General features: G+C 45.1%; 9 protein-coding genes. 1 reads left to right on the forward strand and 8 read right to left on the reverse strand.

Annotated elements, in window-relative coordinates; all coding sequences use genetic code 11:
* From AABK40_RS15060 to AABK40_RS15075, 4 genes are all read right to left on the reverse strand, one after another.
* Positions 1–246 (reverse strand): hypothetical protein, encoded by a 246-nt coding sequence (locus AABK40_RS15060; RefSeq protein ID WP_332922825.1) that lies wholly within the window; start codon positions 244–246, stop codon positions 1–3.
* A 4-nt stretch (positions 247–250) separates the two neighbouring features.
* Entirely contained in the window at positions 251–565 is a 315-nt protein-coding gene (locus AABK40_RS15065; RefSeq protein ID WP_332922824.1) for a hypothetical protein, read from the reverse strand.
* A 687-nt stretch (positions 566–1,252) separates the two neighbouring features.
* The gene (locus AABK40_RS15070; RefSeq protein WP_338398497.1) at positions 1,253–1,660 is read right to left on the reverse strand and encodes a DUF6515 family protein; all 408 of its coding nucleotides are present in this window, start codon (positions 1,658–1,660) and stop codon (positions 1,253–1,255) included.
* A 106-nt stretch (positions 1,661–1,766) separates the two neighbouring features.
* On the reverse strand, positions 1,767–5,828 hold the full coding sequence (locus AABK40_RS15075; RefSeq protein ID WP_338398498.1) for an InlB B-repeat-containing protein: 4,062 nt from the start codon (positions 5,826–5,828) through the stop codon (positions 1,767–1,769).
* A 492-nt stretch (positions 5,829–6,320) separates the two neighbouring features.
* On the opposite strand from AABK40_RS15075, the gene AABK40_RS15080 reads away from it, so the two are divergent.
* Positions 6,321–6,971 carry a hypothetical protein gene (locus tag AABK40_RS15080; RefSeq protein ID WP_338398499.1) on the forward strand — a complete coding sequence of 217 codons (651 nt, stop codon included), beginning with the start codon at positions 6,321–6,323 and terminating at the stop codon, positions 6,969–6,971.
* Positions 6,972–7,058: 87 nt separating this feature from the next.
* On the opposite strand, the gene AABK40_RS15085 is transcribed toward AABK40_RS15080, so the two are convergent.
* The 4 genes from AABK40_RS15085 to AABK40_RS15100 all read right to left on the reverse strand — a co-directional run bounded on the left by AABK40_RS15085 (position 7,059) and on the right by AABK40_RS15100 (position 13,761).
* Positions 7,059–8,036, reverse strand: coding sequence for a DUF4380 domain-containing protein (locus tag AABK40_RS15085; protein WP_338398500.1), 978 nt, complete (start codon positions 8,034–8,036; stop codon positions 7,059–7,061).
* Entirely contained in the window at positions 8,023–8,982 is a 960-nt protein-coding gene (locus AABK40_RS15090) for a nucleoside hydrolase (protein ID WP_338398501.1), read from the reverse strand. The genes AABK40_RS15085 and AABK40_RS15090 overlap by 14 nt, the downstream gene beginning before the upstream one ends.
* Before the next feature lie 139 nt (positions 8,983–9,121).
* The gene (locus AABK40_RS15095; RefSeq protein ID WP_338398502.1) at positions 9,122–10,690 is read right to left on the reverse strand and encodes a RagB/SusD family nutrient uptake outer membrane protein; all 1,569 of its coding nucleotides are present in this window, start codon (positions 10,688–10,690) and stop codon (positions 9,122–9,124) included.
* A gap of 20 nt (positions 10,691–10,710) precedes the next feature.
* Entirely contained in the window at positions 10,711–13,761 is a 3,051-nt protein-coding gene (locus AABK40_RS15100; protein ID WP_338398503.1) for a SusC/RagA family TonB-linked outer membrane protein, read from the reverse strand.
* Positions 13,762–13,955 lie beyond the last annotated feature (194 nt).

Below are 13,955 nucleotides of genomic sequence, written 5' to 3' on the forward strand. Positions count from 1 at the left end.
TCACTTCTTCCCCAATACTCCTTCAAATTTCATTTCCAGTACCAACATACCATTGGCCAAGGTGCTTGTTCCAACCAGACGGTACAGCCGATGGTCAGTAAAGATGATCGCCAGGCTGTCTGTGGAGGTAACGACGAACCTGACATCAGCAAATTTCCGCCACTGGTCAGCGACATATTGTTTGTACTGGCCACTTTCTTTTGTGGTGTGATGCACGGGTGTTTTAATGTAAAATTGCGTATTCATAGGCTTATTTTTGGGCAGTAATAGCACCCACAACATTTGTGAGCTCTTTAATATACAGTTGCGTCAGTACGCTATTGGCTTTGGCTTTCTTCATTTTAATTTGGCTGAAACTCAGCCCAGATTCATCTATTTTCGCTCCTTCAGCATTAAAGCTCTGAAATTCATATTTCCCTGTGATGGTGCCTTTCAACTTGCTCAACACAAAATCCGTCAATTGTGCGGCTGACGCGAGACGTTTCCCTTCTATGGCCACCCGATGGGTTGAAAAATCTATTCGAAATTTGCGCAGGGCTTTTTCAGTGATTTCATTCAGGTTCATAGACAAAAGATTTTAAAGGCCCACCTGCCGCTTCATCATGCGACTGGCTTCCGAATTGCTGCACTTGCTGTATTTCAACAACAAACTCCTGTTTTGGTTTTGGAATGCGGCATTCTTTATGAGAACCATCCTGTTCCGAAGTGCAGGTGTATTCATTCTCCTACCCTTTGAAGTATCATTAGTCGGTTCCCGTTGATTAATCTACATAATTATGTAGAAATAATAACCAATACTATAGATGAACTATTCGACAGATAACAGACAAAACTTACATAAATACCCACTGAGGGTTACCTGCTCCAAGGGGTATTAAGCTCGCTCAGGAATCCCCTCCGCTGCTCCAAAAGATTGACCATTATTACTGAGAAGCACCCTAATCGCCTTACACCCCTGTGGTGGAATATCAGCGATCTACCAACCTTAAATAACCTTTTCAAGGGGCGCTGAAAAGCTTTCCGCAGGACAAGAAACATTACACCTCACCGCTATTTTTCACACAAAAAAAGGGAAGCCAATGGCCTCCCTCAGTTTATCGCTGATCGAAAATATAGATTGGTGCCTGCTGCAATGTATCAGCCACCCTGTTTGATAAGGCCCAAAATTCTTCAGCAGCCTCCATCGGTATGGTATCAGTCATCAATCGCAAAAAGCAACGGACTGTTGTTCCCTTACATCCTTTGCTGACCATCAGGTATTTGCCAACTCAGGTGCTTCGATGACCTCATAGCCACCAGCGGCCACTGCTTTATAATATACACCATTATAGTGGTATATGGTCCGCCTGTTGGCAACCAGCACCGCCTTAGCAGGCAGGCTCACCAATCTCAGCCCGTAGGCAGGCTGCACCACCTGATAAGCCCCGTTGATCCTTCGATAATAAACGCCCTTAGCATAGTGGTAATTAATATTCCGATGGGTAATGACCACCGCTTTTGCGGGTAATCGACGAACCCTTTTTCCGGGCTTGATCACCACCACTTTCTTTGTGGATACCCGTCGGAATCTTCGCTGTGCCTGGGCATCACTTTTCCCCAGCATCGTCATGAGGACTAACAATAAACTTAATATGGCAACTTTGGTCAAAATCTTTCTCATCGTCAATTATTTTAGTGTTATGTATTCCTTCGATGCACAGCTGATAAAAAGGTTTAATGAGGAGTAAAAAAAAAGAGGGCCGAAGCCCCCTTTTTTCATCATCCATTTATTTTTTCAAAATCTTTTGCTGTTCATCCCCTGTTCTGACAATGTAAATTCCAGCAGGCCAGTCTTCGGTATGAATCACTGACTCCCCGTCATGAACCGACTGATGAACCAGCTGCCCGACACTGTTGAAAATCTGCAACATGGTCTGCTGCGGATAAACCACCTTCAGCTGCCCACTCACTGGGTTAGGATAACAACTCAGGGAAGCCGCAGGCACTTCGTTGGCAAACTGACGCGCATTTCCGAAAGCCGACCAGGCGATATCGTCCAGTTGCGGATCAGAGTTGCTGTTGCCCACAAACTTCAGCGTACAATTGCCCGACTGATTGATGCCATCTATTTTAAATAAGGTGGCAGGACTGTTCGCCGCAAGGAAGAACTGCTCCACCAAAACCCCATTCACGTAAACGTCTACACCCGTCGGCTGCGCTGTTCCCGTAGGAGCGAGCAAGAAGGACAAACTGCCCAGTCCGTCGGTGAAGGCAGTTTCAAGATAACCACCGGTGCTGTTGCCCAGCTTCAAGGTATTTTCATGGATTGTCTTGGTGCGCTTTACCTGATGGTAAGCCCATGCCTGTGCATGGTTGCCCGTAAACACCCCATCCGACCATTGATTGGCAACAGGCATCAGGTCGAAGGTTTCCATAAAGTCCAGACTAACGGCCTGATAGTTTGCCGTAACAGCCACTGCTGAAGCGGGCATAATCAGGCTTGTGGTTGATTGACTGGCATCTGCAATTTGCGCCACGTCCCCACTCCAATGCGTAAACACCATCCCATCGGCTGGCTGATCTGCAGAAATACCAATCGTTTCGCCTTCAGCAAAAAATCCGCTTCCTGATCCATTGGTAACCGTTAAAGGATAGCTCACCTCCAAGGGTGTCGGCAACCACTCGATATCATCAATTTGAAGGTCGGCATTATTGAAACCTGAAAACCTCAATTCATAATCTCCAGTAATCTCCAGGTCCTCAATCGTAATGGTGCTGATGCCACTGTTGGCAGCAATATCCTGGCGGTAAATTTCCGCTCCGTCAACCTCAACAACTACCCCTGTCGGGTTGGCTGTTCCTGTCGGCATGACTTTAAACACCAGTCGGGTCAGGCCACCAGAAAGCTGTGCATAAACCGCACCGCCGGCACTGTTATCCACTTTTACCGAATTACCATTGATCGAGGAGGTTCTTTTCACCTGCAAGTAATTCCATACCACGCCTTCATTACCTGTAAATTGCCCATCTGTCCACTGATTGGTCGTAGGCATCAAATCAAAGGTCTCGATGATAGCGCCATTTCCTGCCTGAACGATGGTCAGGAATCGGGTTTTACAACCGATCAGCTCCACCGTACCAGTACGGGCACTGCCATGATTTGGCGCTACACTGATATTCAATTGAGTACCTTGCAGGTCGGCAGTGATGAATTCCGAAACTTCGCCCAGGCTTACTGCCTCATCAGATGAAATACTGATGGTTTCAGCACCACCAACAGCGGCATAATTTACGGAACTCGATGGGAAACGAACATCGCAAGGTGGGGCAAGCAATGCCGAAGGCAACTGACGGCGCCAAGGGCCGGTAGTGGCCAATGCCACCATATAATAAGGCGTGCCGTTTTCAATATGAATTTTAGCCTGCAACCCTGTTGGGTTTTCCAACGATCGGTTATTGGCAGGCGCCACCGACCAGTCGTACCAATCCACCCGATCGCCATTGATTTGGCCGAGGAAAGTCCCCAGCCCTTTCTTATGTGTACCCACACCGGTGGTCAGGACAATAAAATCTTCGTGGGCCGCCAGTCCGCTGAAAGCGATCGGCTCATTGGGTTCAATCCATTTTTCAGGACGAAGGGCCAAGCTTGCCGCAATATCCATATCGGTGAAAATCCATGAACCGGACTCATGCCAGTTATCAGCACGTGGGTCCCTGTTGATATAAACCCCATAGTGGCCATCAAGCTCGGCGGCCATCACGGCCCAGGTATCGCCTTTGTGCGTAAAAAGGTAAACGTCTCCCGCATTTCGGCAATTGGCTTCCATGCTCGTCCAGGAGTAATTTCCGGAAGCATCGCGCACCCCACGGTAAAGGCTTGCGCCGCTACCTGTTCCTGAGGTACGAGCAAAAAGGTAATTGGCATCGTTGGGATCTACCCAAATATCTCGAATATCAAGAAAATCTACGGACGGGTCAGAAATTTTACGGAAGCTGCCCGTACCATTATAAACTGCCAGAATATCATCAGTAGTGTAGATTCCTCCCGGCACATCTCCTGAAGAGGCTGTTTTTCCCCTCGTTGAAATAAACACCCGCTCCACATGATGCGGATCGTAAACAATGGCCCGGAAATTTCGGCTTGGCAGGCCATTCACTTCCCCTGCGGAATTTGGGGCACCACCGCCAATCAGTTTCCAGTCGGTTTTCTGACCGATACTCTCCAGATTAATCTCCTTCGCAAAAAGCCCACCTACATTATGGCTTGGGGCACCATACCCTTTGCGCATATCCGCTACCACCAAAGCGGGTGTGGTCGGGATTGTTGCCACTCCCATTGCATTGGTAATTCCCTGAGGCGTATGTTCACTCGTCCAGGAGTAACCATGGTCAAGACTCTGAATAATTCCGTGATCGGCACAGCCTTGAATCATGTAGTTTTCATAGGCCGACACATCATAAGAATAAGGAGATGAAAACCCGCGCTCACGTGACATGGCTAAACCTTCATGGTAATACACCACTTCACCATAAATTTCTCGCCAGCTACTGCAAGGGTAGCCCACATCGTTACGGTCGGTAATGAAAACGTTCATTCCTCCCATGGTCACGATTAAGTTATCCTTCCAGCTTGCTGGGGAATAATCGACAGAACGAACAATGAAATTCCTGCGTTCCCAGCTGACTTCAAAGTCAAAGCAGCGGCCGGATTTTGGCATGTCAAGCACATTGCTCCATTGGTAGCTGATAATGTTGGCATTTTCATCCAGGGAGATTTCCGCTTCCCACAAACCAATTCGGTTGGCGTTGTTGTTCCATACTGTCCCTACCGCAAGGCGGTGAGCAGTGGCCGTAGAGCGTGGGTCAACCTTCGGGTCGTACCACTCTGCGGTGTCTGTCAGGCCATCCATAATTTTCAGCCAGCTGCCATCCAAACCTGTACTGGTGGTGCGCATGGCATATAATGCCCATCTTTTATCGAGGTAAGTTCCTCCGCCTGTGGTCTGGAAGCTGGCATAAATGACCTTCCCATCTGGAGAAACACTTACCCCGCGCGATCCGCCGTCTGGGCGGTTGTTACAGCTTGTTGCCGCTCCGGCGCCAATCAGGGCATCATTCGGTTCCGCTACTTTGGTAAAGTTGCTGCCACCATCCGTAGAGAGGTACAAGCCCCCGCCTGCGGCGATGTAAATATGGTCGTTAATGGGGTTGATATTCACCGCAAAAATATTGCGGTAACCTTCTTCAGCATCATACAAAACACTTTGCCAGCTTTGGCCGCCATCCTTGGAAAGGTAAATGTTTCGCTCGCCATTAAATTTGGTACTGCTCAAATTCTGTACAGGGTCAAGCAAAGACTGCTGGCATTTCTGCGGATCTTTATTTTGCCAGCCTGGTGCCAGAATAATCGTTTGGTTATCTGCTGAAATGGCAATTGATGCAATGGCATCTCCGCGGGTAATTTCAATCATATCCCAGGTAACCTCATGCGGGTCGGCCGCATCGGCATTGGTGGAAATATGCGCACCATAAAGTCCGCCCTGGAAGGTTTTGTTTTCACCAATTGTTTGGTTAATCACAAAGGCCATCCCATGGGAAAGGTCGCGACTCACAAAGTGCCATTGCTGCCCGTAATCGTCGGAACGGTAAACGCCCTCCATATCACTGGAAAACCACACTCGGCCATCAACATTCTTATCAAAGTAGAGGTCTTGGATTTGTCCGCCACCGCCGGGGTTCAGACTTTCCCAACGGTCTTCATTGCCCCAATCGGCTGGTTGTTGGGCACACAAAAAGGAAACCGGACACCATAATAGGATCCAGCATAACATGTTAAATTTTGGGTTCATAAGCTGATGTTTTAAAAAATTGAATAATTCGTGCTTAATGAACGGAATGTAATTTACCCCTCTTTATAAATGCTGTGATTTGACCAAGTGATATATTTTTTGGCTACAAAAAGTTATTATTTAATAAAATTGTTAAGAATCTTACAATTTTGCTGTTTCATTGCTTTTCTTTTCGCTTTCCAACAAAAAAATTCTTTCGTATTTATAGGCTTTCAATTGGCCAAATAACATAAACACACACAACCACAAAAGAACAATTGCGTGTATCCCACGCATTATGACCTATCGTCAGGTAAGCAGATGAAGCATAAATGGTGAAAATCATTTAATATCTTAACAGTTCGGATACTCCCAAGCTGTCTGGCGTTTCAAATGCTATATAATTAATAGGAATATAAATTACTTATTCACCCAAAAAAAGTGAAAATTAGCATTTTAAATAGTAGCTTTGTAACTATGCAATCCTAAGGGATTAATGCCGCTTTTACACTTATGCTGACAACCAACGAACTTTTAGATTACAGGTGCTTCGGGTATTTCTATGAACTTCCCACGGGCGAGGAAGCCCGAAAATACTTTGATATTGTACATCATGAACTGGTGGATGAAAACACTGGCGAACCCCAAAAAGCCGCGCAGCCAGACATCATTATTGTTTTGCTGAACCCTGCAAGCGTTAATCCAATGAATGGATTAAAAGGCTACAATTGCGATTTTTCGCCGGCCATTCCAGCCAATGTTCATGCAAGCCTTGCTTTGCTGATTAACACTAAAAACTATCAGTACCTCAGGATTCTCAACCTGTCGGATTTTGCGTATTCCAACAGCGAAAGTATTATCTCGGCTTTCCCAAGGCTTGAGATGAAGCTCCCTGAACATTCCTTGTTCGATCCTTCTCGTGCAGAAGATTTCGACCGCTATTTTGTAAAAGGTATTCCGGTGATTATTGCGTGGGGGAAACATAAAAGTACCGCCAACCTTGCCTATCGGGCGCTGAACAAAATTAAAGCTATCAGTGAGCAAGAAGGGTCGTTTTTACTGAATATTTCTGAGGAAGAGCAGGTAGATGACAACGAGATGGAGGTGGTAAATTTTGCCTGGAAAAAATTACCCAAAAAGCCCATCAGTTACGCCTGCGTATAACGAACCCAAACAGCACAAAAAAAGGCGAAGGGACAATCGCCCTACGCCACACATACATTATGATGTAAAATATAATTGGTTCGTTTACTATTGGACTTTACGTTTGTGGGCCTGAATCTGTTGTTCTACCCAGGCCGCAGAAATTGAAAAGCCCTTTTCTGTTTCGAGCACCAGCCAATCCACCTGATAAACTGAAGAAGCTTGCGGTGCCAACTCATGGTACTGTGCATGTTGCTCCAATTCCACCAAAGGTAATATTGGGGAGGCATACACCTCAATCTCTCCCTGTTGCGGTGCAATCTCCGAGGGGTTTTCATCCCGAAAGTACTTGATCAATACCCGCTGATTATCCAACTGATAGGCCAGCCACCCTTTGCCATCGGCAAAAAGCTTGTTAAAATCCGAATTGGGCAAAGTTAATTCGCCTGCCTTGATCACAAAATCAAAATAAGCCTGATCCTCACTTTTCAGTTCCTTGCAGTTAGCTCCAAAGTCATACAGTGCATTTTTTTTATCGTACCCTTTGAAGTGCTTTGGAAAGGCTTTCCCTACAGGAAATAATACCCGTCCATTTTTCGGAACACGCGTGATCTCCCAATGCCCAAAAGCTTTGGCTTGCTCACTTAAATTAGTTGCCGTATAGGTGATTTGCAAATGATTCTGATCAAAAAGTTCAATTTCTTTTTTCAGCTGCACCCCAAAATCTGACTCCCCGGCACTAATCATCGTTACTTTGTTTTCCTGCCGATCAAGCTGATAAGGCAAGTTATTAATGGAGGCCGGAGGAGGCCAGTTCCAAACCGATTGCGGTGCAGGCCACCAGGTATTGCCCGACAAATCGGGGTGCACCTCTGGACCAACCAGTATAGCAACCCCTTTGAGTTCAATTTGAGTGATTCGACCGCCATGTTCGGCATTGTAAAACACCGACAGGTCGCCCTGTTTGACCACCCCTTCGGTCGTTGATTTTTCTGCCATGGTTTTTTGTTGAGCCACTGCGGAACTGCCCCAGCAGCAAGAAGCTGCCAACAGCCACAATCCAAGCCCTAATTTATTGATGATCATTTTGATGTTTTTTAAAGTATTGATCCAATGATTCCCAAAAGTCCTTTTGCATTTCAGGCATATCTATATCCACAAAGACACCGACAGTTTTTCGCTTGTTTTCCGGTGGAGCAGGTCGCTCCTCGATGGTCGCAAGTTCAGGCCGAATGAGTGCGGCTGTCAGTCCCAAATCCCACATTACGCGGTATTCTGCCGCATTAATATCATCCCAAATATTGGCCAGCAAATCTGTGGTCGGGTGATGGTAAGCATATAATTTTGGCTGAATCACCGATTTCTTGTACTTAAAGGCCTTAATCACTGCCCCAGGCATTATGGTCAATTGAATTTGCTCATTGTCCATCAGGTAATCAAAAGCATTTAAGTCATTCTGAACATTAAAACTGTTCTTATTCCACACGTTGGTATGCACATTAAATTCGGCACCTAACATATAAATATTCAGTTTATCCGCAATGGTGGTGTCTTTGGCAATTGCCGCCGCCACATTGGTGCAGGCGCCCAAAATGGCAATATTGAGCCGCTGCCCATCGGCTAATTTTTTAGCTTCGCTGATGATTAAATCCGAGGCCGGACTTTGCGGTAACTTTGCCCCAGGATAATAACCCCAGGTATAACCGAGGAAACGGTTCGCCCCTATCGGATGCGGAATGTCCATCATTTGAAGACCTTCAAGCAACTGTTCGTTGTAATCCTGCGAGACCTTCACGGTATTAAATTCCGTCACCGGATTTTCATTCCAAATGCTGTCGGCCGTGATTTGGGCATTATTATAATGTGCCGAATTCAGGGCGATCACTTCTGTATTGGGATCGACGAGCATTCTGACGATCGCAAAAAGATCATCCATTTCATTGCCCGTATCGGCATCAATAATAAAGCGTCCCTGTCCAAAAGCCGGGGAGATAAAAACCATGGCCCACAAAAAAATCAATCGTGCTTTCATCTTAAAAAATATCTTGATTACCTCCGCAAAGTAATGAATTACCCCAAGGAGACTATTCGACTTTAAAAAACCACAGTTCAAAAAAAGAAAAAACCGCTTCCCGAGCACGGAAAGCGGTTTAAAAGGATTTTTCTATGGATTAATAATTATTCTGCTTCAAGTTAGGGTTCGTTTGAATCTCATTCTGTGGAATAGGAAGTACTTCATTTCTACCCACTACGAAACCTGGCATGTTTTCCGCCTTACCGATTTCTGGTCGGTTAGGGTGATCCATCCAACGTACCAAATCAAAGAATCGGTGCCACTCGAAAGTCAGTTCAAGACGACGCTCAACAACAACCTTCTCGAAGAACTCATCTTTACCCAAGCCCGCAGGAATTGGATCAACTTGTGCTCTTGAACGAACCATGTTAATCGACTCATAAGCCAAAGCTGTTGGTCCGTTCAATTCGTTCTCCGCTTCTGCCAACATCAATAGCACATCAGCATAACGCATCGGTGCATAGTTGTTCGGGCACTGGTTGAAACCTCGTCGGTCGTCTGGCCCTTCAGCGAATTTTCTGATTCCTGAAAAATAACCATACGGCTTATCTTTCGTTCTGGCATTCCACTGCGCACCAATCACTTCGTCTTCACTGATAACAACCTCAGCCGTAGGGTCTTCACGAATAGGATTCCAGGATTGCCAAACATCTCCTGAGCGAGCAATGGTATAATAACGGCGCAGCTGGTTTTCTTCAGGATACATATTGAAGAAATCGTTCACTTCTTCAGAAGGCAATGCGTTGGCAAAGCTCCCTGAACCAGGAGATACCGCCGTAGCTACCCAATTGGATTTTGACGCTGCTGTATTATCGCCGTTAGGCCAAGGGGTACCAAAACCTGCCAAATACTGAATTTCAAAAATGCTTTCCTTGTTATTGTTATTGGCTACTCCCCAAATCTGATCAAAAGGAACCAAATCATACATACCATGAAGGCCATCTTTGATTTCCTTGAATTCCTTTACCGCTTCCGCATATTTTTTTCTGAAAAGGAATACTTTCCCCAGGTACCCTGTTGCGGCCCCACTTGTTGGTCGACCGATATCTGCAGTCGGATATTCCGCAGGTAGAATCCCTTTGGCTTTCAATAAATCCTCTTCAATCAGGTCATAAATCACACTTGCATCAGTACGCTCAGGCACCAACAGAGGGTCATCCAGGTCACCGCTGTAAGAACGGGTATAAAGTGGCACATCGCCATACATTCTTACGAGGTTAAAGTAATAGAAAGCACGCATGAAGTGAGCCTCTGCAAGATACCGCTGTTGAATCTTTTCATCTTCAAACGGAATTTCGGGTACCCTTTCCAAAACAAGATTTGCTCGGCCAATACCCGCATAACAGGTCGTCCAGGCCTCAGCAACCAACTCATTATCCGAAGGTCCAAATTTAAACTCATGATATGCCTGAACCTGACCGGCACCGGAAGTCGGGATACAATCCCCGGCCATATACCCCAAAAGGTAGCGGTGTCTTTTGAATAAGCCATACCAGTGAAGAGGAGAATACATGGCATTTACTGCCAGTTTTGCATCGTCTTCTGTTTTGTAAAAATATTCCTTAAACAGATCTCTCTGCACCTTGGCATCTTCCAAAAAGGAAGAGCCGCAGGATTGCACCAAAAATGCCGCTATAAAAAGGGCGATGATATATCTTACTTTCATTTGTCCTAAATTAAAAAATATTAAAATCCTACCTGAACCCCTACAATGAGGCTTCTGCCTGTTGGGTAAATTCTTGTCCCCTCAATACCAGAGAATGCCACCTCAGGGTCATATCCTTGATATTTGGTGAAAGTCAGCAAGTTCTGACCTGCAGCATATACCCGCAGAGAATTCAAGAACGCTACATTTTCCATATTGAAAGAATAACCCACCTGAAGATTTTTGAGTCTCAGGTAGCTACCATCCTGAATCCAGTAAGAAGAAACAGAGTTACGTTCCTTGAACTGATCGTGTGGAATTGCGCGTGGCTGGTCGCTGTTAGGGTTTTGTGGTGTCCATGCATTCAACACATCCTTGGTCATGTTGAAATCATTGAAATATCCTTGACTGTAAAATTTAAGGGTAGAATAAACATCATTTCCCTGAACCCCTTGCCATTGCATACTGAAGTCAAATCGCTTGTAATTTAAGCCCAGGTTAAATCCATAAACAAAATCCTGATTACCATCTCCAATAAAAGTACGGTCGTCGCCATCAATTTTGCCGTCAGGCACTCCTTCAGGACCACTGATATCCTTAAAGCGGAAATCTCCAGGCTTTGTACCTTGAAGTGGTGTTGGGCCATTGGTGATCTCATCCTGTGATTTATAAATACCATCAGTTTCCAAACCATAAAAGGCAAATAATGAGTTGCCTGGCTCGATACGGTTCATATCACCAAAGATCGCATTTCGGCCACGGTTAATTGCTGAAACACCATCCACCAAGGCAGTAACCTCATTGGTAAGGTAGGTACCGTTAACCCCAAAATTATAGTTTAACTCGCCAACTTTGTTGGTATAATTCAAGCTCAACTCAACCCCTTTGTTCTGTACTTCACCTGCATTCAGGAACATGTTCGCTCCACCGGTTGAACGAGGAAGGTTATAGCTGATCAACAAGTCATTGGAGTTTTTAACAAAGTAGTCAATTGTACCTGTCAGCTTATTTTTAAGGAGAGCGAAATCTGCTCCAATATTCATTTGTTGCTGCTTTTCCCAAACCAGGTTTTGGTTCGCAAGTTGATCACCAGGAGCCACACCAACATCCATTGAGCCACCGAAAGGATATCTTGAATTTAGGTTCATGATAAAACGTGTAGCGTTGGCATCAATTTTATCGTTACCCAGGAATCCATAACTGGCACGGATTTTCAAATAGTTCACGACATCGTTCTTGAAAAAGTCTTCTTTAGAGAGTAACCAACCTACCGATCCAGAATAGAAATTATCGAAGAAATTTTCTTTGCTGAATTTTGAAGAACCATCACGGCGGAAGTTAAAGGTCGCCAAATACTTCTCGTCATAATCGTAAATTGCCCGACCGATATAAGAAAGTGTGCGCTCTTGAACCAAAAACCCCTGAGGGATACCATTCACGTTGGCAGAACCGTTGATCTGTGGAAAATCCTGGCTTAACTGTCCACCGACTACGGTAATATGCTGCGAGCCATATTGGCTGTGCATGGCAGAATGTCCAGCTAACAGGCCGAGGCTGTGTTTTCCGAAACTTGTTTTGTAGTTCAGTGTGTTTTCAAATAACCACGACGCAAATTCCCCTCTTGATTCCTGTAGCTCAGCACCATTAGGCAATCCTACTGCTGCAATGCCATTCCCAAGGTCAAAATAAGGTGCAAACATTTTCCGGTGAGTACCACTGTAATCGGCACCACCATTCATTTTGTAAACCAAACCTTCAAGGATTTCAAACTCCCCATAAACATTACCCACAAAACGGTTATTCACCCTGCGGTTACTCACCAATTCCGTTGCCGCTACGGGGTTCAGCTTCTGAACATATCCATCAGCTGCTTTAGGTCCGTTAAATCCACCAACATTGTTTTCATCACGAACAGCAATGGCCGGTGAATTGGAAATGGCATGAAACATCATTCCTTTGTCACCAGTATTAAATTCCTCATCATAGTTGGCATTACTAAAGTACAAGGAAGCTCCCATTTTAAAACGTCCTGTACGGGCATCGCCATTAAAACGAATTGATGTACGGTCAAAGCCTGTATTGTTGATCATACCTGCTTCATCATAATGACGAACGGAAGTATAGAAATGCGCATTTTCAGAACCACCAGCTGCAGAAAATTCGAAGTTTTTCATTGGCGCTCTCTGAAGCGTTTCTTTTTGCCAGTCCGTATTATTTTCCAGCGGCTGCGACTCATCTGCCAAATTAGCAATTCTTGGTTTTCCGGCATTATCGCGCGCCATATTGTACATTGTTCTGTACTCTTCCGCATTCAGCAAATCCAGTGTCTGTGTAGGTGCCTGTGTTCCAATAAAGGTATTGACATTAAAGCGAGTAGCTCCGCCTTTACCTCTTTTGGTAGTAATAATAACGACACCATTGGCTGCCCGCGCCCCATAAATAGCCGCAGCAGATGCATCTTTCAGCACGTTAATAGACTCAATATCAGAAGGGTTGATCGTTGTAAACGCACCACCATTGGCCATTATGAATCCATCAACCACATACAAAGGGTCGCTACCACCTGTAATACTTGCTGTACCACGAATACGCACCGAACTTTCTGCTCCCGGGCCTGTTCCGCCAGTAGAAATCTGAACACCAGCAACCTGACCTTGCAAAGCAGACTGCACATCCGCTACTGGGCGGCCTTCAATCGCTTTCGAGTCGATAGATGCGATGGCTCCGGTAATATTCTGTTTCTTTTGTGTACCGTAACCAATCACGACCAATTCTTCGAGTTCAGTAACATCTTCTGTAAGTGTTACTTTAATGAAGCTTTGGTTACCTACTGTAATTTCCTGACTTTCATAACCGATAAAAGAAACTTTTATCTTAGCATCTTTATTGGTCAGTTCAAGAGAGAATGCCCCTTCAAAATCAGTAATTACCCCGTTGGTAGTTCCTGCCTCTACAACAGATGCACCAATGATAGGAGTAGCATTGGCATCGAGTATTTGTCCCGAGATCTTCTGTGCGATTGCTGCACTCGAAAGCCCGATGAGCATCACAAACAGCAAGATGAGATGTTTGTTTAGATAATGTTTTAACATAAGAGTAGGTTAAAAATGTTGGTTGTAAAAAAATTCATCACTTCTCAGGTGATGTAACATGATGGTATTTAGTAAAAAGTACCGCCCGAACTCTGTTTGATTTCAAATTAAGACAAATTAGAAAGCGAAGAAAAAATCCCAAGGCTTTAATTTATCCTACTTAGCTTTCCTAAAAGCACGGTTTTCATGACCTA

The sequence above is a fragment of the Persicobacter psychrovividus genome (assembly GCF_036492425.1).
Taxonomy (GTDB): domain Bacteria; phylum Bacteroidota; class Bacteroidia; order Cytophagales; family Cyclobacteriaceae; genus Persicobacter; species Persicobacter psychrovividus.